Raw genomic sequence first — 20,680 nt, 5'->3', positions numbered from 1 at the left:
TCTAGTCCTTCTCATAGAAGTTGAGGGATTGATTTTTAAATCGGTTTTCAGTTTTCGGAGGGCGCAGTATAAAAATTACCATGAGTCATACTTACAACGTCCCTGATTGTGTGCTGGAAGACGGCTTTACATTGCAGAGGATCTTGAGTCAATGTGAGGGTGATGTTGTATTCACCTTCGTAACCACCTCCAAAATAGGGGAAGTAGAAAAAGTTTGACTTTCCGTCAAGGTGCACAAAGGTTTTATCAGTGATCGTTGCGTTTTCATCGTTGCTATAAATTATGATTGCCCAATCACGGTAATCATGTGTGTCCGGTTGTCCCTCTTCGCCGACTAGATACCATGCGCCACCTCCGTTGGGCTGCTCACTGTAGAATAGCCAACCTTCTGATTCATATTGGATGTCTCCCTCTTTCCAGCGGAAAACTGCAGAAATTTGCGATGTGGTAGTTTCTCCACTCCACTCGCAGCGGCCTTTGATTTCACGTAATCCTGATTGTTTCTCGATGATGCTGCATACGAAGTCTAGCGTTGTCCGGCCAGTCATTTCGTCAATGTTTATCTTGAATTCGCCTGGCAGTCCCAAGTGCTCCTCAGTCTCCGCGCAATTATTATTTGTGTGCAGGATGTGGATGTATTCGAAGCGGTCAGGATTTTGCTTGAGTGTTTGAGGGGGAAAGGGGCTTTTCAATAGTAATGAGTGTCGGGTGTCTGGACCCTGAAGTGTTATCTTCATGCAATATTGATTGTCGTGTGACTGATGTATTGGCATGGCCCAACCTTTCAGTGGGGTTGTTCCGTGTTGTTTTTCTCTCAATTGTACGTGGCCGATTGTCCTAGAGAGTGGTTTCAGTGACGACTGAGACATGGGCTTTTACTCTTTTTGGCGTGATGCCGTAGAGTAAGAGCGCAGAGAGGGGGCGGTAACCTGTGAATAATGACAGTTTGATAGACTGTTTGGTGATAGGTCGTTCGAGTGTATATGGCCGTTGATAATATGCGCTTCAGGATCATGACTTGAAGCCATTGAAGGCGTTCGGGTTCAGTCATGAGCAGCATTTGGAGGCTGCGGCGGTGCAAGTGGCTGGGTTTCTCGGCGCCTGTTCCATGGCGGATTACGGGCACACCGAGCCTAAGCGAGGTGCCGAGTGGTGGGGCAAGAGCGTTTGCTTACTTTGGCCTGGGCCGGCATCCCGGCTTTTGCAAAGTGAGCCGCCGTCAGGGCGGAACCAATAGCTTCCGTTGCCGCAGGAATGGCTATGTACTCGGTCGGATCCGAAATCCTGGTCGGCCCTGAGGCCGCCATCGGGAGCAAGTCGAATCGTCGCACCGCCCCTCCCACAGGTACAGCGCCATACCAGAAGTTGTGTAGATACCTATGTCTATCGGGGGCTTGCCCCGATAGCGGGTCTACCGGTTAAAACGCTCCACCAGCGAGTACTGAGTATTCGCCGTATGAGTCAGCTCTTCACTCAACTGCGCCGAGTTCATGGCCTGCTCTGAAGTCTGATCCGCCAACAGCGCAATGGTGCTGATATTGCGGCTGATCTCCTCGGCCACGGCGCTTTGCTCTTCGGTAGCAGCGGCAATCTGGGTGGTCATGTCGGTGATATTGGCCACCGCCTCACTGATGCCCACCAACGCCTGATCCGCTTCCATCACCCGCGCTACACCCTCTTCAGCCTGGCGATGCCCGGCGTCCATGGTTTGCACAGCTGCAGCCGCCGTGTGTTGCAGCTTGGCGATCAGGGTATGGATCTGCCCGGTGGATTCGGCCGTACGCTGTGCCAGTTGGCGCACTTCATCGGCGACCACTGCAAATCCACGGCCCATCTCACCGGCCCGCGCGGCTTCGATAGCGGCATTGAGTGCCAGCAGGTTGGTCTGGTCGGCGATGCCTTTGATCACATCGACCACGCCGCCGATTTCATCGCTGTCCTTGGCCAGTTGGGTGACGGTCACACCCGTCTCGCCCACCGCAACCGACAGCCGCTGAATCGCCTCGCGGGTTTCCCCGGCGATATCGCGGCCGCGACCGGTCAGGCGGTTGGCTTCCTGGGTGGCATCGGCGGTGCGCTGCACATGGCTGGCGACTTCCTGGGTGGTCGCGGCCATCTGGTTGACCGCAGTGGCCACCTGTTCGGTCTCCACGCGCTGGCGTTCCAGGCCGCTGGAGCTGTTGTGCGCCAGGGTGTTGGAGCGCGCCGCCTGGTCGTTGAGGTGTTCGGCGGTGTCCTGCAAGCGTGTAAGACAGGTCTTCAGGCGCGCTTCCTGGCTGAGGATCGACATTTCCAGTCGGGCCTGGGCGCCACGGCTGTCGGTGTACATCTGCGCGATCAACGGATCGGAGGTGGTCTGCTCGGCCAGGCGCAGCAAGCGCTTGAGGCCGCGCTGCTGCCAGCTCAGGCCCAGCAGGCCCAACGGCACCGACAGCGCTGCCGCCAGGGCAAAGCCCCACTGGGAGGTGAGGGTGGCGCCGATCATAAAGCTCAGTTGGCTGACCAGGATAAACGGCAGCCAGTCCTGTAGCACCGGCAGCCATTTGTCGCGCTGGGGGATGGCCGACTTGCCCTGGTTGATGCGTTGATAGAGCGCCTCGGCCCGGCGGATCTGCTCGGCGGTGGGCTTGATGCGCACCGATTCGTAGCCGATCACCTGGTTGCCGTCGAACACCGGAGTCACATAGGCGTTAACCCAGTAATGGTCACCGGTCTTGCAGCGATTCTTGACAATGCCCATCCATGGCAAGCCTTGTTTGAGCGTGGACCACATGTGCGCGAACACGGCCGAGGGCACATCCGGGTGGCGCACCAGGTTGTGCGGGGCACGGATCAGTTCGTCGCGGGTGAACCCACTGATTTCGACAAACGCGTCGTTGCAGTAGGTAATGACACCCTTGGCATCTGTGGTGGAGATCAACCGTTGCTGAGCGGGGAAGGTACGTTCGCGCTGGGTAACGGGTTGGTTATTACGCATGATTGTTCAATCCGCAAGGCTTTCAGGGGGTATCGGCCATGGCGGGCATTTATTTAACTTATTTTTGCAACAATCCTGGGAGCAGTGGGCTGGCTGTGGCGAGGGAGCAAGCTCCCTCGCCACAACAGCTCGCTCCTACAGTAAGAAAGGCTCAGCCGGCCAGCATCGGGTAGGTGAACAGCCCGAAGTGCAGCAGATTCAAGCCAAAGTGCGTGGCAATCGCTGCGCCCAGCCCGCCAAAGCGATACGCCAGGCCGTAACCGACCCCGGCAATACTCGCCAGCATTACCCACTGCCAACCCGCACCAAAATGCGCCAGGCCGAATAACAGCGAGGCCAGCAGCAGCGCGAGGTTCTCGCCGTAGGGCAGGTGTTTGAAACGCTGGCTCAGGCCACCCTGAACATAGCCACGAAACAGCGCTTCCTCCACCAGCGTCACCAGCAGCAGGTTATTGAGCACCCACAGCCATGCCTGGTCCGGCCATTTGGGGGCCCAACTGATCATCCCCATCAGGGCCGCGCCACCCAGGGCAGCGATGGCGGTCAGGGTCAGTGCCAGGGTGGTGACGCAGATCGACAGGCGCAATGAGCGTCGCGCCACAATCCACGGGCAGGCCAGCAACAGCCAGAAGCCGATCAGGGGTTTGTCCTGGTTCAGGTACATCGAGAAGGGCACCGAGTCCGGAGTGAAACGCTGGGGCGCAATACCTCGGCCATTGTAGAAACCCGGCAGCCAGTGCATCGCCAGCCCCAGAGCCAGGACGATAAACAAGCCATGACCCAGGTAGCGTGCCCAAGGCGTGCGTTGCTGGCGTACGGCGTAGCCGGCCATCAGCAGCAGCGCCACAGACACCGCCGCCAGTATGCCCAGTTGGCCGTAGATCAAGGCCGTGACATAGCCAATGCAAAGTAGTGTGAGGTACAGCCAGGGCAGAGCAATCATGTGAAATCCTTAACAAAAACCGGGCGGCATTATAGCGAGTGGTCTGGTTCGAGGGCATGAAAACCCTCCACGTACGAGGCAAGGGGGAAAGGATTGCAAAGTATGTTTGCGGCTGGTTATAGTCGTCGCGTCTTTCTCCCTTCAAAAAGATCAGCACATGCCAGCTTCCCAGCGCATAGCGGTAGTCGATTCAGCGGTCAACGCTGTGGTCGTGCCGTGCGGCGCAAAGCAGCCTGCGCAGATCAGTCACTACCCCCCACCTGTCAGTAGCACGCCGGTGTACGCAGTCGTATCACCGCCGGGCGTTGGCATTTCGGGCTGATCAGCTGTTTGCTGTTGCCCTGTGCCTGCCTGAAAAAAACCTACTGAAATTCAGTCCTTACTGAATCGGCTTTTTTGCCTGATAACAGGTGGTAACTCATGTCTGTTCTTTCGAAACAATCCGTGGCCGCGGCGGCCTCGACGAGCTTGTTTGTCTTGCTGTGGAGCAGCGGGGCGATCTTCTCCAAGTTGGGCCTGGCCCATGCTTCGCCCTTTGCCTTTCTGCTGATCCGCTTTGCCATCGCCCTGGTGGGGTTGGTGGTGCTGGTGCCGATCCTCAAGTTGAAGCTGCCACGTCCCGGCAAGCCCATGCTGTATGCGGCGGCGACGGGCATGGTGTTGTTGGGGGCCTACCAGATTTTCTATCTGCTGGCCCTGGACCTCAAAGTCACCCCCGGAGTGATGGCGACCATCATGGGCGTCCAGCCGATCCTCACTGTGGTGCTGATGGAGCGTCAGCGCTCGTTACGCCGGCTGTTCGGCCTGGGGTTGGGCCTGGCCGGGTTGATCATGGTGGTGTACCAGGGCATCGGGCTGGCGGGCATGTCCCTGGCCGGGATGCTCTTCGGGCTGCTGGCGCTGGCGAGCATGACGTTCGGCTCGATCATGCAAAAGCGCATCACCGACAACCCCTTGGGCACATTGCCGCTGCAATACCTGGCCGGGATGCTGTTGTGTGCGGTGTTCGTGCCGTTCCAGCCATTTCACTTTGAGCATGATGCGGGCTTTTATCTGCCGGTGCTGTGGATGGGGTTGGTGGTGTCGGTGCTGGCGACGCTGTTGCTGTATCGGCTGATCGCCCGCGGCAACCTGGTGAATGTCACCAGTTTGTTCTATCTGGTGCCGGCGGTGACGGCGGTGATGGACTACCTGATCTTCGGCAACCGCCTGGCGCTGTTGAGCCTGTTGGGCATGGCGCTGATCATCGTCGGTTTGGTGTTTGTATTCCGTAAACACTAACCCCCTGTAGGAGCAAGCTTGCCGTGGCGAGCAAGCTTGCTTGCGCTGGGGGGCGAAGCACCCCCGGGAGCAGGGGGACGCTCCTATAGTTTTTGCGGGCGCAGTACCAACCACAACGCCCCGGCAATCAACACCCCGCCATACAGGTGAGCCATGGACAGTGGCTCATCCAGCAGCAACGCCCCCCACAATACGCCGAACGGCGGGATCATGAAGGTCACGGTCATCGACTTGACCGGGCCGATGGATGACAGCAGGCGGAAGTACAAAATGTAGGCGAACGCCGTACACACCAGCCCCAGGCCCAGCAGCGACGCCCACACCTGCCAGCCGCCCCAACTTGCCGGTGGATGGCTGATGGCGCTGTAGGCAAAGAGCGGCAATAGAAACAAGGTAGCGCCGAGCATACTGCCCAAGGCCGACAGGCGACTGTCCAGCCCGCCGCGCTGATCCAGCCAGCGTCGTGCCAGGAAACCGGCAAACCCGTAGCAGGTGGTTGCCAGCAGGCACGCCAGCGCGCCCATCAACAATTGCAGATCAAAGGCCACTGGCCCCGCACGCGTGAGCACAGCGACGCCAAACAGCCCCAAGGCAACGCCCGCTATTTTCGACGGTGTCAGGCGCTCGCTGAAAAACAACCCGCCAATCAGCACGCCCATCAGCGGCGTGGTGGCGTTGAAAATTGCCGAATAACCCGCCGGCAGTACCTGGGCCGCCACCGAGTACATGGTCGCTGGGATCCCGGAGTTGATCACCCCCAACAGCAAAACGGTCTTGAACTTGCCCTGGAAATCCCAGCTCACGCGCAGCATAGCCAGAATCGCCAGCAACCCGGCGGCGGCGATCGACACGCGGAAAAATGCGGTCGGCACGGTGCCGATTTCCGGCGCGATGATGCGCATAAACAGGAAACTCGCGCCCCAGATGGCAGCCAATCCCAGCAAGTAGAGGGTGTCAACAGGTCTCACGGAAAACTCCTACGCCAATCAGGCGGGGAGTGTTGCCCAGCGCTCAGGCCGACACAATCGCTAAGTACAGCCGCGCCTGAAAAATCCTCCTTCTCCTGCCAGCGTTCACTGGCTAAGCTCTGAGCTTCCCGCTACCCGTTCGAGGTTTTCCGCATGTCGCAGCCCGCCCTCGCTATCGCCCGGATGATCCTCGATGGTTTCGACGATTACCGTGAGCACTTTCGCCAGATCACCGATGGGGCCCGCGAGCGTTTCGAGAAGGCTCAGTGGCAGCAAGGGCAGGCGGCGTCTGCGGCACGCATCAACCTGTATGAAGAGAAAGTTGCCGAGGTCACTGCCCGCCTGCGCGCCGGTTTCGAAGCGGGTGCGCTGCAGGACATCGAGCTGTGGCCCCTGGTGAAAAGCGCGTATATCGGCCTGATCGACCTGCGCTTTGACGATGAATTGTCCGAGACCTGGTACAACTCGATCTTCTGCGGCCTGTTCAGCCATGACCTGATCAGCGACGGCTGCATGTTCATCCACACCACCCGGCCGAGCCTGCGCCGGGCGCGGGCGGCGCAAACCCGGGTCTACACGCCGGCCGGTAAAATATCAGACATGCTGGCGCAGATTTTCTCTGACTACAGCTTCAGCGAGCCTTACGCCGACCTTCCTGCCGACCTGCGTCGCCTCGAAGCCCAACTGCGGGAAAACCTGCCGGATTGGGTGTGCAAGGACCCGGACCTCAAGGTCGAGCTGTTTTCCTCCGTGCTCTACCGCAACAAAGGCGCCTATCTCGTGGGGCGCATTTATACCCGCGACGAACAGTGGCCGTTGGTCATCCCGCTGCTGCACCGCGAAGGGCGCGGCATCCAGATCGATGCGTTGATCACCGACGAAGCCGACGTGTCGATCATCTTTTCGTTCACCCGCTCCTATTTCATGGTCGACGTACCGGTACCTGCCGAATTCATCGGTTTTCTCAAGCGCATCCTGCCGGGCAAGCACATTGCCGAGCTGTACACCTCCATTGGTTTCTACAAGCACGGCAAGTCCGAATTCTACCGCGCACTCATCAACCACCTGGCCACCACCGACGATCAGTTCATCATGGCCCCCGGCGTGCGCGGCATGGTCATGAGCGTGTTCACGCTGCCGGGATTCAACACCGTGTTCAAGATCATCAAGGACCGTTTTTCACCGTCGAAAAACGTCAACCGCGCCACGGTGATCGAGAAGTACCGGCTGGTTAAAAGTGTCGACCGGGTAGGGCGCATGGCTGACACCCAGGAATTCGCCGACTTCCGTTTCCCCTTGAGCAAGTTCGAGCCCGAGTGCCTGGCCGAGCTGCTGGAAGTCGCGGCCGGCACGGTCGAAGTGGAAGGCGACAGCGTGCTGATCCGCCACTGCTGGACCGAGCGGCGCATGACCCCGCTCAACCTCTACCTCGACAACGCCAACCCCGCCCAGGTGCGCGAAGCCCTGGAAGACTACGGCCTGGCAATCAAGCAACTGGCGGCGGCGAATATCTTCCCCGGCGACATGCTGCTGAAAAACTTCGGCGTCACCCGTCATGGCCGCGTGGTGTTCTACGACTACGATGAAATCTGCTTTCTGACCGAAGCCAACTTCCGCCATATTCCCGCACCGCGCACCCCCGAGGACGAAATGGCCTCAGAGCCCTGGTACTCAATCGGCCCGCTGGACGTATTCCCCGAAGAGTTCCCGCCGTTCCTGTTTGCCGACGCCGGGCAACGCAGGTTGTTCGATGAGCTGCATGGCGAGCTGTACAACGCCGATTACTGGAAGGGCCTGCAGGACGCGATTCGCGCCGGCAAGGTTATCGACGTATTCCCCTATCGCCGAAAAGACCCGCTGTAAGGCTTTCTCTTGTGGGAGGGCTTGCTCCCACATGTTTGACCTGCCAGATAAGTCGATTTTCTGCCACACTTGCCGGCCGCGCATAACATAGATGACCGTCGAAGTAGCTGATGACTGACCAAGCACCCACCATCGACCAACTGCTCAAAACCCTCGATCACGCCATGCTCGCCGACCGCCACCGCTTGCGCCGGCAGTTGCTTGAGCTGCGCAAGAAACCCGATGAGGACAAGCTGGCGCAGTGGGTGGCGCGGATGCAGGCATCCTGTGCCCAGGTCACGGCGCGGCGCGCCAGCCTGCCGGTGATTCGCTACGACGACAGCCTGCCGATTGCCGCCAAGCGCGATGAGATCAAGGACGCGCTGCTCAAACACCAGGTGTTGATCATTGCCGGCGAGACCGGCTCGGGCAAGACCACCCAGTTGCCGAAAATCTGCCTGGAAATCGGCCGCGGCCAGTACGGCCTGATCGGCCACACCCAGCCGCGCCGGATCGCAGCGCGCAGCGTCGCCAGCCGTGTCGCTGAAGAGCTGACCACGCCATTGGGCGCCTTGGTCGGCTATCAGGTGCGTTTCGAAGACCAGAGTGATTCCAACACCCTGATCAAGCTGATGACCGACGGCATCCTGCTGGCCGAAACCCAGAACGACCGTTATCTGGAACGCTACGACACGATCATCGTCGACGAAGCCCACGAACGCAGCCTGAACATCGACTTCCTGCTCGGCTACCTCAAGACCCTGTTGCCGCGTCGCCCCGACCTGAAAGTCATCATCACCTCGGCGACCATCGACCTGGAGCGCTTTTCCAAGCACTTCGACGATGCGCCGATTGTCGAGGTCTCGGGCCGTACCTTCCCGGTGGACACCTGGTATCGCCCACTGACCCTGGAACAGGACGAAGAGGGCAACCGCGTCGAGGATGACTTGACCGTCGACCAGGCGATCCTCGCCACTCTCGATGAAATCGCCGCCTATGAGCGCAGCGAGCGACGCAGCCCCGGCGATGTGCTGGTGTTTCTGCCCGGTGAGCGCGAGATCCGTGATGCCGCCGACATGCTGCGCAAGGCCCAGCTCAAGCACACCGAGATTTTGCCGTTGTACGCACGGCTGTCACCGGCCGAGCAACAGCGCATTTTCCAATCCCACCCAGGCCGGCGCGTGGTACTGGCGACCAACGTTGCGGAAACCTCGCTGACGGTGCCGGGCATTCGCTATGTGATCGACAGCGGCACGGCGCGCATCAGCCGCTACAGCTACCGCGCCAAGGTGCAGCGCCTGCCGATCGAGGCGATCTCCCAGGCCAGCGCCAACCAGCGTAAAGGCCGTTGCGGCCGAGTTGAGCCGGGTATTTGCGTGCGCCTGTACAGCGAAGAAGATTTTATCGGGCGCCCGGAATTCACCGACCCGGAAATCCTGCGTACCAACCTCGCCGCCGTGATCCTGCAGATGCTGCACCTGCGCCTGGGCGAAATCACTGATTTCCCGTTTATCGAACCGCCAGATGGCAAGGCGATCAGCGACGGTTTCAACCTGCTGCAGGAACTCTCGGCGGTGGACCGTAACAGCCAACTCACGCCGTTGGGTCGCCAGCTTGCACGCTTGCCGGTGGACCCGCGCATGGGCCGCATGTTGCTCGAAGCGGCCAAGCTGGGCAGCTTGCAGGAAGTGCTGATCGTCGCGAGCGCCATGTCTATCCAGGACCCGCGCGAGCGCCCACCGGAGCGTCAACAAGCCGCCGACCAGGCCCACGCTCAGTGGAAGGATCCGGATTCGGACTTCGCCGGGCTGGTCAACCTGTGGCGTGGCTTTGAAGAGCAGCGCCAGGAACTGACCGCCAGCCCGCTGCGCAACTGGTGTCGCAAGAACTTCCTCAACTACCTGCGCCTGCGCGAGTGGCGCGACTCCCATCGCCAGTTGAGCCTGATCTGCCGCGACATGCAGCTGAACATCAATAAAGAGCCGGCGGACTTCCCCAAACTGCACAAGGCGGTGCTGTCCGGCCTGCTCAGCCAGATCGGCCAGAAGACCGAAGACGGCGATTACCTCGGTGCGCGGCAGCGGCGTTTCTGGATCCACCCCTCGTCCGGTATCGGCAAGAAGCGCCCGCAATGGCTGATGACCGCCGAACTGGTGGAAACCACCAAGCTCTATGCGCGCATGGTGGCGAAGATCGACGCCGACTGGATCGAGCCGCTGGCCGGGCACCTGATCAAGAAAAACCACTTCGAACCCCATTGGGAGAAGAAGCGCGGCCAGGTGGTGGCGTTTGAGCAGATCACCCTGTTCGGGCTGATTGTGGTCGGGCGCCGGCCGGTGCATTACGGGCCGATTGACCCGGTGGTGTCCCGCGAGTTGTTTATCCGGGAAGGCCTGGTACGCGGTGAGATTCAGTCCCGCGCCAAGTGCCTGACAGCCAACCAGCGCCTGCTGGAGCAACTCGACGAATTGGAAGCCAAGGCCCGCCGTCGCGACATCCTCGCCGACGAAGAAACCCTCTACGCGTTCTACGATGCGCGCCTGCCAGCGGAGATTCACCAGACCGCCACGTTCGACAGCTGGTACAAGGTCAACAGCCAGAAAGACCCGCACCTGCTGATCATGCGCGAAGAAGATGTGCTGGCCCGCGAGGCCAGTGAGGTTACCGCTGCGCATTATCCGGACACCTTGCACCTGGGTGACCTGGCGTTGGCCTTGAGCTACCACTTCGAACCCAACCACCCTCGCGATGGCGTCACCCTGCGTGTACCTGCGCCGTTGCTGCCGGCGTTGCCGGCCGAGCGCCTGGAGTGGCTGGTGCCGGGCGTGATCGAAGCCAAATGCATCGCGTTGGTACGCAACCTGCCCAAGGCATTGCGCAAGAACTTCGTGCCGGTGCCGGACTTCGTCAAGGCGGCGCTGCAACGCATCGAATTCGGCCAGGGCTCGCTGCCCCAGGCGCTGGGGCGCGAGTTGCTGCGCATGACCGGTGCGCGGGTCAGCGATGAAGCCTGGGCTGAAGCGGCGCAGCAGGTAGAAAGCCACCTGAAGATGAACCTGGAAGTGGTCGACGGCCAAGGCAAGTTCCTTGGCGAAGGCCGCGACCTGGCCGAACTGACCGCACGTTTTGCAGAGGCCAGCCAGGCCGCGTTGGCCGTACCGCAAACCGCGAAAAGCCAACAGCCGGTAGAAGCCAAGGTGTTCGCGGCGGTGGCTGAAAAGACCCAGCAAAACATCGCCGGCCTGTCGATGACGGTGTACCCGGCGCTGGTGGAAGAGAACGGCACGGTCAAGGAAGGGCGTTTCTCCACCGCCGCCGAAGCCGAGTTCCAGCATCGCCGCGCGTTGCAGCGCCTGCTGATGCAACAACTGGCGGAACCGGCGAAATTCCTGCGCGGCAAATTGCCGGGCCTGACCGAGCTGGGCTTGATGTACCGCGAACTGGGGCGTATCGACGCGTTGGTGGAAGACATTCTGCTGGCCAGCCTCGACACCTGTGTACTTGAGGGCGAAGAAAGCCTGCCGCGTGATGGCGCGGGCCTGGCTGCCCTGGCCGAGCGCAAGCGTGGCGGTTGGACCGAACACGCCGAGCGCCTGGCACGCCTGACCCTGGAGGTGCTGAAACTCTGGCACGGCCTGCAAAAGCGCTTCAAGGGCAAGATCGACCTGGCCCAGGCGGTGGCCTTGAATGATATCAAGCAGCAACTGAGCAACCTGGTGTACCCAGGTTTTGTGCGCGAAACCCCGGCGCAATGGTTCAAGGAGCTGCCGCGCTATCTCAAGGCAATCGAACTGCGCCTGGAAAAACTGCCGAGCCAGGTGCAAAAGGATCGCGTGTGGAGCAGCGAATTGGGCGGCCTGTGGGCGCAATACCAGAACCGCTTGAACAAACACGCCCAGGAAGGCAAGCGTGACCCACAGTTGGAGCTTTACCGCTGGTGGCTGGAGGAATACCGGGTGTCGTTGTTTGCCCAGCAGTTGGGCACCAAGGTACCGATTTCCGATAAACGCTTGAGCAAGCAGTGGAGCCAGGTAGAGCCCTGAACCTTTCCCGGTTTCCCGATCCGGGCAGGGCCAAATGTGGGAGGGAGCAAGTCGAATCGTCGCACCGCCCCTCCCACATTCAAGGTGTTTGTCTAGCCTATAGCGCCAAATCTCCAGGGTTGTGGCAAACTTCGCGGTTACAAGATTGAATAAAGCATCGCCAGTTTGATGCCTGCTGGACGGAATCAAACGACTTTAAGTTTGGTACGATGGTACCAATATCTTCTGCCTGACAGATTTAGAGGAACGACCGTGCATAACGTCGTCATCAGCGGCACTGGCCTGTACACCCCGGCCAACAGCATCTCCAACGAAGAGCTGGTGCAGTCTTTCAATGCCTATGTGCAACAGTTCAACGCAGACAACGCCGCCGCCATCGAGCGTGGCGAGGTGCAGGCGCTGACGGAGTCGAGCGCGGCATTCATCGAAAAGGCATCCGGCATCAAGAGCCGTTTTGTGATGGACAAGGACGGCATCCTCGATCCGCAGCGCATGGCGCCACGCCTGCCCGAACGTAGCAACGACGAATGGTCGGTGCTCTGCCAGATGGCGGTCGGTGCCGCCGAACAAGCCCTGCAACGTGCCGGCAAGACCGCCGCCGACATTGATGGCGTAATCGTTGCCTGTTCCAACCTGCAACGTGCCTACCCGGCGATTGCCATTGAAGTCCAGGAAGCCTTGGGTATCCAGGGCTTCGGTTTTGACATGAACGTGGCGTGTTCTTCGGCCACCTTCGGCATCCAGAACGCGGCCAACAGCATCCAGTTGGGCCAGGCCCGGGCGATCCTGATGGTCAACCCGGAAGTCTGCACCGGCCACCTGAACTTCCGCGATCGCGACAGCCACTTCATCTTCGGTGACGCCGCCACTGCGGTGATCCTGGAGCGCGCTGACCTGGCGACGTCCGAGCACCAGTTCGATGTGGTGAGCACAAAGCTGCTGACCAAATTCTCCAACAACATCCGCAACAATTTCGGCTTCCTCAACCGCACGGCGGAAGAAGGTGTCGGTGCCCCCGACAAGCTGTTCGTGCAGGAAGGCCGCAAGGTGTTTCGCGATGTCTGCCCGATGGTGGCCGAATTGATCGGCGCGCACCTGGCGGAAAATCAGTTGAGTGTGACCGATGTGAAGCGCTTCTGGCTGCACCAGGCCAACCTGAGCATGAACCACCTGATCGTGAAAAAGCTGCTGGGGCGCGACGCGTCGGTGGAAGAAGCGCCAGTGATCCTCGATACTTACGCCAATACCAGCTCGGCCGGCTCGGTGATTGCGTTTCACACTTACCAGGATGACTTGCCCAAGGGCTCGGTTGCCGTACTCAGCTCCTTTGGCGCCGGGTATTCGATTGGCAGTGTGATCCTGCGCAAACGCTGATTGTGTGGGGGCTGGCTTGCCTGTGATGGCATCACTGTGGTGTGACTGATACACCGAGGTGTCTGCATCGCAGGCAAGCCAGCTCCCACAGGACCGGGTGTGCACTTTTAAATAGAGGTTTGAATGGCAGCAGCGGACGACGCGCACCTGCTTGAACGCCTGCTCAAGGGTGAGCAGCGGGCCTATAAGGAATTGGTCACCACTTACCAGAGCGCAATGCGGGCGGTGGCCTACGCCATCGTCGGTCAGCGCCACGCCGACGAAATCGTGCAAGACGCCTGGGTTTCGGTCGTACGCAACCTGGCCAGATTCGAAGGGCGATCGAGCCTCAAGACATGGTTATTGACCATTACCGCCAACGCCGCCAAGGGACGTTACAAACAGAATCGTCGGGAAGTGCTGCTCGACGATTTGCCTTCGCCCCACGGCACCATTGGTGATGATCGCTTCAGCCCGGATGATGGCCATTGGGCTGTCGCCCCGTATGCCTGGCACCAGGACACCCCTGAAGCGCTGCTGACCGAAGATGAACTGCGCAAATGCCTGGAGCATACGATTCTGAGTTTGTCCGAACTGCAAAGCAGCGTGCTGGTGTTGCGTGAACGCCAGGGTCTGGAACTGGAGGAAATCTGTAATCTTCTGAGCCTTTCGCTCTCCAACGTTCGTGTGCTCCTGCATCGAGCACGGCTTAAAGTCTTTGCTACGGTGGAGCATTTTGAGGAGACGGGCGAATGTTGACCTGTAAAGAGCAAGTAGCGCGCTCCAGTGACTATCTGGATGGTCAATTGACCTTCCGTGAACGTCTGATGGTGCGTCATCACTTGATGTTCTGCCCGAACTGCCGACGGTTTATCCGGCAGATGCGCCTGTTGCAGGCGACGCTCAAGCGTATGCCGCAGGAGCCGGTGGACGGTGCTGATGCGCTGGCTGAACAGTTGGTGGCCGAGCGCCGTAAGGATATGTAGGAGCGAGCTCACCACCGCAAGCTCGCTCCTACAGTAACGGTTAGAACTTGGCTTCAGCATCCAGTTGCAGGGTGTTGGTGTTGGCATCCCGCTGGGTACGGCTGGCGTAGTCCGCCTTGGTCAGGAAGTAGGTGGCGCCCAGGGCGAAGTTCTTGTCGATGTCGTAGCTGACCTTCATCTTGTGGCCGCGCGAACCGGTGGTACCGTTGGCGAAGTCCGAATCGGTGAACGCGCCTACGACGGCATTACGCTGAACATCGCGGTAGTTGTAGTCCAGGTTGAAACCGAACACCTTGGACTTGGCACCCAGCAACCACGCGGTGTCCTGGTCGGTCACGGCATCGTTGTTTTTCACGTATTGGCCGTAGAACGACAGTGGCACTGCCAGGCCGCCGATGTCTGCCTGGGCAAAACCTTCATACAGGCGGAACTCGTTGTTGGCCGAGTTGCCGTTGACCGCCAACGCGCAAGGCGTGGTGGTGGTTGTGCAGCGGCTGTCCTCGTCATTTTTGTAGGCGTAGACGCTGCCGCCCAGGGTCATTTTCAGGTTGTCGGTGACCGAGAAACGCGTACCCAACTGGCCGGACGTGAGGCGCAGGTCGTGGCGGAACTGCACGCCGTCGCCGTCGACGTTGTCCTTGAGGTTGTAGTTACCCAGGCTGCCGAACAGTTCGGCGCTGCTGCCCAGTGGGTATTTGTAGGTGACGGCCAGGCCTTCAGGGTTGATATCGCTATCCCAGATCACGTCGCCCATGTTTACCCAAGGCTGAAGCATCTTGCCGCCGATCACGTGCAGGTTCTTGATCTGGTCCGGGTGGTAGTCGATGTAACCGAGGTCCAGCCAGATCGATTTTTTATCGAAGTAGCCGTCCTGATCCTGGTTGGTAGAACGCGCATCGTCACCACCGCCGGTGGCGATACGGATACCGGTGTCCACCTGCGGGTTGATTTCGGTGTAGGCACCCAGGCGGGCGCGGATACGTTGACGGTCTTTGTCACGCCCACCGTTGTTGGGTTCGCCATCGATCTTGATGGTTTCCTGGCGGAAGCGTACATCACCCTTGAATTGAGTCTTGGCGGCCCAGGCCAGCTTTTGGTCGAAGCTGCTCAGCTCGTTGGTTTTTTTCGCAGTGGCTGCGATCTGCTCGTTGGTCTCTTGTTGAGCTTGGCGTGCGATCTGCTGTTCTTTCTGGTCCTTGGCCAGTTCCGCTTGCAGTTCGGTGTACTGCGACGCGGTGATCTGGCCGTTGGCCTTGAGCATGTCGAGCAATTTAGCGTCGACTGCAGCGCTGGCCGGTACGCTCAGGGCCAGCAACAGGCCGCCGCACAGGAGCGCCGCAGTTTTAGTGGAAGCAAGACGCATATCAATCTCCGAAAGTGAGGAGGGATGGCAAACCATCCAGGACACAACCGACCCATGACGGACGGAAAAAATGTCGCCCGGTAGATCCGGACGCTCTAAAAACTGGCGTCAGTATCGCGACCGTTTATGACGGAGTAGTGGCTAAGTGATTTCATGTAGATGACAGCTTGTAACGGGAAGGAACTAACGCTTGCGCGGTCTGTCGGCGCGTTTTGCAGATGTACGCCAGGCTGCGATAAGCGATACTGCCCAGGCTTTCATGCCGTGAAACAATGAGGATGTCGATGCCACTGCAACGCCTGGACAGCCTGTCCGCAATCGCTGCTCACACTTGGGATGCCCTGGTGCCGCAGGCCCAGCCTTTTGTGCGGCATGGGTTCTTGAGCGCGCTGGAAGACAGCGCCAGCCTGGGCCCGCATACAGGCTGGCAGCCGGAACATCTGCTGCACTGGGAAGGCCCGCGCTTAGTGGCGGCATTACCCAGTTACCGCAAGTGGCACTCTTATGGCGAGTACGTGTTCGACCATGGCTGGGCCGACGCCTGCGAGCGTGCCGGCATTGATTACTATCCGAAGCTGCTGACAGCCGTGCCGTTCAGTCCGGTCAGCGGGCCGCGTTTACTGGCCGCCAGTGCCGAAGACGGCTTTGAGTTGCTCAAAAGTTTGCCGGGTTACCTGGAAATCGAAGGGCTCTCCAGCGCCCATATCAATTTCACCGACGCTTTGGCCGATGATGCCTTGGCCCGGCAGCCCGACTGGATGCAACGCCTGGGCTGCCAGTTTCATTGGCAGAACCGTGGCTATCGCGACTTCCAGGACTTCCTTGATGCCTTGAGTTCACGCAAGCGCAAGCAGATGCGCAAAGAGCGTGAACAAGTGGCCGGGCAGGGCATCGAGTTCGAGTGGCTGCAAGGTCATCAATTGAGCGAGGCCCAATGGGATTTTGTTTATGCCTGCTATGCCAACACCTATGCGGTGCGCCGCCAAGCGCCCTACCTGACGCGGGCGTTTTTCAGCCTGTTGGCCGAACGTATGCCCGAGGCGATCCGCGTGGTGTTGGCCAAGCAGGGCCAGCGTCCGGTGGCCATGGCGTTCAGCCTGATCGGTGGCGACAGCTTCTACGGCCGCTACTGGGGCTGCCTGGGGGCGTTCGACCGGCTGCATTTCGAAACCTGTTTCTACCAGGGCATGGACTATGCCATCGCCCACGGCCTGCAACGCTTTGATGCCGGGGCCCAGGGCGAGCACAAATTGATTCGCGGGTTTGAGCCGGTGATCACGCGGTCCTGGCACTACCTGCGTCATCCGGGGCTCAAGAGTGCCGTGCACGACTTTCTTGAACGTGAACGGGTGGGGATTCTGGCGTATGCCGAAGAGGCGAGGGCGGCTTTGCCTTATCGGCAACCTGACAGCAAGTGAAACACCTTGTAGGAGCGAGCTTGCTCGCGAAGAACGCGTAGGCGAAGCGGGCTGCATCTGGAAGCCTGCGTCATCGTTGACGTTTTTCGCGAGCAAGCTCGCTCCTACAGGGATTTGGTCAGGCAGGCTTTTCTGCGCCCAACCATCGGTACGTAATGCCACCGATCACCGCGCCCAGGATCGGCGCAAGCCAGAACAGCCACAACTGTTCGAGCGCCCAGCCGCCGACAATCAACGCGGGCCCCGTGCTGCGGGCCGGGTTGACCGAGGTGTTGGTGACCGGGATCGAGATCAGGTGGATCAGCGTCAGCCCCAGGCCAATGGCGATGGGGGCAAAGCCCGCGGGGGCACGGCGGTCGGTGGCGCCCAGGATGATCAGCACGAACATCGCCGTCATCACCAGTTCACAGACCAACCCTGCTGCCATCGAGTAACCACCGGGTGAGTGTTCTCCATAGCCGTTGGAGGCCAGGCCGCTCGCCAGTTCAAAGCCGGGTTTGCCGCTGGCAATAAAGTACAGCAGCGCAGCGGCGATGGTGGCACCGATCACCTGAGACACGATGTAGGCCGGCAACTCTCTGGCTGGAAATCTTCCGCCCACCACCAACCCCACCGAAACGGCCGGGTTAAGATGACAGCCGCTGATGTGTCCGATGGCAAACGCCATGGTCAGCACTGTGAGCCCGAAGGCCAGGGCCACGCCGAGCAGGCCGATTCCGACATTGGGGAACGCTGCGGCCAGCACCGCACTCCCGCAACCGCCCAACACCAGCCAAAACGTACCCAGCCCTTCCGTTACGGAACGTTTGAACAGTGACATGAACACTTCCTTAGATTGCTCTATCTGATTAACGGTCTGTGAAGCTTCCCTGCCGCCTAAATCAGGGCCCTCCTGGGGCCTGATTGCAGTACAGCAGGATTGTGTCGCAAGACCAGTTCGATAGAGAAAACTGTCAGAATTGTTCGGAATTGCCCGGGCACCTATCCAATGAAATCAGTCTATTCCGACGAATCCGCCGGTCTGGTGCTGCCATAACCGCGAATAAAGCCCGCCCTGCGCCAGCAACTCGGCATGGCTGCCGCTTTCGGCAATCTGGCCTTTCTCCAGCACTACCAAGCGGTCCATTCGTGCGATGGTCGACAACCGGTGGGCGATCGCAATCACGGTCTTGCCCTGCATCAGGGTTTCCAGGCTCTCCTGGATTGCCGCTTCCACTTCCGAGTCCAATGCCGAGGTGGCTTCGTCCATGATCAGGATCGGCGCGTCCTTGAGCAGCACGCGGGCGATGGCGATACGTTGCCGCTGACCGCCAGAGAGTTTCACCCCGCGCTCACCGACATGGGCGTCCAGCCCGGTGCGGCCCTCGGAATCCGACAACAGCGGGATGAACTCATCGGCGCGAGCCTTGTGCACCGCAGCCCAGAGTTCGTCCTCAGTTGCGTCGGGCTTGCCATACAGCAGGTTGTCACGGATCGAACGGTGCAGAAGCGATGTGTCCTGGGTGATCATGCCGATCTGTGCACGCAGGCTTTCCTGGGCCACTTCGGCGATGTTCTGGCCGTCGATCAGGATGCGGCCGCCTTGCAGGTCGTAGAGGCGCAGCAGCAGGTTGACCAGGGTCGACTTGCCCGCGCCGGACGGGCCGATCAAACCGATCTTTTCCCCGGCCTTGATGTTGAGGTTGAGGCCGCCAATGATCCCGCTCTTCTTGCCGTAGTGGAAATCCACCTGCTCAAAGTGCACTTGGGCATTGGGGACTTTCAGGCGCGGGGCGTTTTCACGGTCGGTCACGGCCAGTGGTTGGGCGATGGTTTTCAGGCCGTCCTGCACGATGCCGATATTTTCGAAGATGCCATTGACCACCCACATGATCCAACCGGACATGTTGACGATGCGGATAACCAAGCCGGTAGCCAGGGCAATCGCGCCGACGGAAATCAGCGACTGCGTCCACAGCCACAGGGCCAGGCCGGTGGTGGTCACAATCAGCAGGCCGTTCAAGATACAGATCACGGTGTCCATGCTGGTGAGCACACGGGCGGCCAGTTGGGTTTTTTCGGTCTGCTCGATGATCGCTTGCTTGGCGTATTCCTGTTCATTCTGCGTATGGGCGAACAGCTTCAAGGTGGTGATATTGGTATAGCCGTCGACAATTCGGCCCATCAATTTGGAGCGCGCCTCCGAGGAAATCACCGAGCGCTCCTTCACGCGCGGTACGAAGTAGCGCAGGGCCAGGCTGTAGCAGATGATCCATGTGATCAGCGGGATCATCAGCCGCCAGTCGGCCTCGGCAAACAGCACCAGGGCACTGATGGCATAGATCGACACGTGCCAGATGGCTTCTGCCGTCGCCACTGCCGAATCACGCAAGGAGTTGCCGGTTTGCATGATCCGCTGGGCGATGCGCCCGGCGAAATCGTTCTGGAAAAAGTTCAGGCTCTGCTTGAGCACGTAGCTGTGGTTCTGCCAGCGAATGAGGCTGGTCATGCCGGGGTTGATGGTCTGGTGCACCAGCAAGTCATGCAGGCCGTTGAAAACCGGGCGCAGCAGCAGGGCGACCACGGCCATCCAGATCAGCTCGGCGCTGTGGATCTGGAAGAAATTCGCCGGTGGTGTGCCCTGGGCCAGGTCGATGATGCGGCTCAGATAGCTGAACAGCGCCACTTCGATAAGCGCACCGACCAGCCCCACCACCAGCAGTGCGGCGAAGCAGGGCCAGACCTGGCGCAGGTAATAGAGATAGAAGGGCAGGACTTTTTCGGGAGGGGCCGCGCTGGGAGCGTCGCGGAAAATATCGATCAGTTGTTCAAAGCGACGATAGAGCATTGGGTTTGACGCCCGCCGGGCGGGCTCTCCTTTCAAATGCGCGCGGTGCCGTGTGGGCACCACGCGAAGCTACCTGCAGACCTCAGTCGATGCGCTTGGCCGACTTGATCAACACAGGATCGATTGGCACGTTCTGCATGCCTTGTTTGGTGGTGGTCTGGGAGTTGACGATGATGTCGACCACATCCATGCCCTTGACCACTTTGGCGAACACGGCGTAACCGGCATCGCGGCCCGGGTCGAGGAACGCATTGTCGGCTACGTTGATGAAGAACTGGCTGGTGGCCGAGTTCGGGTCATTGGTGCGGGCCATCGACAGCGTGCCGCGCACGTTATGCAGGCCATTGCTGGCTTCGTTCTTGATCGGTGCTTCAGTCGGTTTTTGCGACATCTGCTGGGTGAACCCGCCGCCCTGGACCATGAAGCCCGGGATCACGCGGTGGAAAATCGTGTTGGTGTAGAAACCCTTGTCGACATAGGCGAGGAAGTTCTTGGTGCTGATCGGCGCCTTGACCGGGTCCAGTTCGATTTCAATGTCGCCATTGGTGGTGCTGATCAGCACGTGAGGCGCGGCGGACTTGGCCGGTGCGGCAGGTTTCACCGGTGCAGCAGCGGTGGCGGCCATCAGGTTGGCGGCAAACAGAAAGGAGCCGGCAAAGAAGGCGATTTTTTTCAGCAT

The 20,680-nt window shown here is 59.9% G+C and carries 15 protein-coding genes and 1 pseudogene; 8 read left to right on the top strand and 8 right to left on the bottom strand.

All coding sequences use genetic code 11. The annotated features are described in order from the left end of the window. Window positions 1–47: 47 nt before the first annotated feature. Window positions 48–869: a hypothetical protein gene (locus IH404_RS20640; protein WP_194438906.1), complete on the bottom strand. Its 822-nt coding sequence runs from the start codon at window positions 867–869 to the stop codon at window positions 48–50. 140 nt (window positions 870–1,009) lie between these two features. Between IH404_RS20640 and IH404_RS27885 the strand changes: the two are divergent. Further along, window positions 1,010–1,105, top strand: a pseudogene (locus IH404_RS27885) (alpha/beta hydrolase); the annotation flags it as partial. Window positions 1,106–1,411: 306 nt separating this feature from the next. On the opposite strand, the gene IH404_RS20635 reads toward IH404_RS27885, so the two are convergent. Both IH404_RS20635 and IH404_RS20630 read right to left on the bottom strand, forming a co-directional pair. After that, entirely contained in the window at window positions 1,412–2,977 is a 1,566-nt protein-coding gene (locus tag IH404_RS20635) for a PAS domain-containing methyl-accepting chemotaxis protein (protein ID WP_005790260.1), read from the bottom strand. A gap of 151 nt (window positions 2,978–3,128) precedes the next feature. Next, window positions 3,129–3,920 carry a CPBP family intramembrane glutamic endopeptidase gene (locus IH404_RS20630; protein ID WP_194438904.1) on the bottom strand — a complete coding sequence of 264 codons (792 nt, stop codon included), beginning with the start codon at window positions 3,918–3,920 and terminating at the stop codon, window positions 3,129–3,131. A 420-nt stretch (window positions 3,921–4,340) separates the two neighbouring features. Here IH404_RS20630 and IH404_RS20625 point away from each other — a divergent pair, with 420 nt between their 5' ends. Further along, entirely contained in the window at window positions 4,341–5,201 is an 861-nt protein-coding gene (locus tag IH404_RS20625) for a DMT family transporter (RefSeq protein WP_005790257.1), read from the top strand. A gap of 83 nt (window positions 5,202–5,284) precedes the next feature. On the opposite strand, the gene IH404_RS20620 is transcribed toward IH404_RS20625, so the two are convergent. Then, complete coding sequence (locus IH404_RS20620) at window positions 5,285–6,169, bottom strand: DMT family transporter (protein WP_005790255.1); 885 nt, start codon at window positions 6,167–6,169, stop codon at window positions 5,285–5,287. A 153-nt stretch (window positions 6,170–6,322) separates the two neighbouring features. Here IH404_RS20620 and aceK point away from each other — a divergent pair, with 153 nt between their 5' ends. From aceK to IH404_RS20595, 5 genes are all read left to right on the top strand, one after another. Continuing rightward, window positions 6,323–8,032: a bifunctional isocitrate dehydrogenase kinase/phosphatase gene (gene aceK / locus IH404_RS20615; RefSeq protein WP_122732161.1), complete on the top strand. Its 1,710-nt coding sequence runs from the start codon at window positions 6,323–6,325 to the stop codon at window positions 8,030–8,032. Window positions 8,033–8,142: 110 nt separating this feature from the next. Next, a complete protein-coding gene (hrpA, locus tag IH404_RS20610; RefSeq protein ID WP_005790251.1) occupies window positions 8,143–12,054 on the top strand; it encodes an ATP-dependent RNA helicase HrpA in 3,912 nt (1,303 codons plus the stop codon). Window positions 12,055–12,306: 252 nt separating this feature from the next. Then, window positions 12,307–13,428: a beta-ketoacyl-ACP synthase III gene (locus IH404_RS20605; RefSeq protein ID WP_005790250.1), complete on the top strand. Its 1,122-nt coding sequence runs from the start codon at window positions 12,307–12,309 to the stop codon at window positions 13,426–13,428. A 123-nt stretch (window positions 13,429–13,551) separates the two neighbouring features. Next, window positions 13,552–14,166, top strand: a complete 615-nt coding sequence (locus IH404_RS20600; protein WP_005790248.1) for an RNA polymerase sigma factor — start codon at window positions 13,552–13,554, stop codon at window positions 14,164–14,166. Then, window positions 14,160–14,393: a zf-HC2 domain-containing protein gene (locus IH404_RS20595; RefSeq protein WP_005790246.1), complete on the top strand. Its 234-nt coding sequence runs from the start codon at window positions 14,160–14,162 to the stop codon at window positions 14,391–14,393. Before IH404_RS20600 ends, IH404_RS20595 begins: the two co-directional genes overlap by 7 nt. Before the next feature lie 40 nt (window positions 14,394–14,433). On the opposite strand, the gene IH404_RS20590 is transcribed toward IH404_RS20595, so the two are convergent. Beyond that, the gene (locus IH404_RS20590) at window positions 14,434–15,756 is read right to left on the bottom strand and encodes a putative porin (RefSeq protein ID WP_005790244.1); all 1,323 of its coding nucleotides are present in this window, start codon (window positions 15,754–15,756) and stop codon (window positions 14,434–14,436) included. A gap of 284 nt (window positions 15,757–16,040) precedes the next feature. On the opposite strand from IH404_RS20590, the gene IH404_RS20585 reads away from it, so the two are divergent. After that, window positions 16,041–17,174: a GNAT family N-acetyltransferase gene (locus IH404_RS20585; protein WP_194438902.1), complete on the top strand. Its 1,134-nt coding sequence runs from the start codon at window positions 16,041–16,043 to the stop codon at window positions 17,172–17,174. Window positions 17,175–17,292: 118 nt separating this feature from the next. On the opposite strand, the gene aqpZ is transcribed toward IH404_RS20585, so the two are convergent. From aqpZ to IH404_RS20570, 3 genes are all read right to left on the bottom strand, one after another. After that, a complete protein-coding gene (gene aqpZ / locus IH404_RS20580; RefSeq protein WP_005790241.1) occupies window positions 17,293–17,994 on the bottom strand; it encodes an aquaporin Z in 702 nt (233 codons plus the stop codon). Window positions 17,995–18,168: 174 nt separating this feature from the next. Further along, window positions 18,169–20,001 carry an ABC transporter ATP-binding protein gene (locus IH404_RS20575; protein WP_005790239.1) on the bottom strand — a complete coding sequence of 611 codons (1,833 nt, stop codon included), beginning with the start codon at window positions 19,999–20,001 and terminating at the stop codon, window positions 18,169–18,171. 82 nt (window positions 20,002–20,083) lie between these two features. Then, complete coding sequence (locus tag IH404_RS20570) at window positions 20,084–20,680, bottom strand: peptidylprolyl isomerase A (RefSeq protein WP_005790238.1); 597 nt, start codon at window positions 20,678–20,680, stop codon at window positions 20,084–20,086.

This window comes from Pseudomonas sp. OST1909 (assembly GCF_015277575.1).
Classification (GTDB): Bacteria; Pseudomonadota; Gammaproteobacteria; order Pseudomonadales; family Pseudomonadaceae; genus Aquipseudomonas; species Aquipseudomonas synxantha_A.
This window is presented reverse-complemented; position numbering and strand designations above follow the sequence as displayed.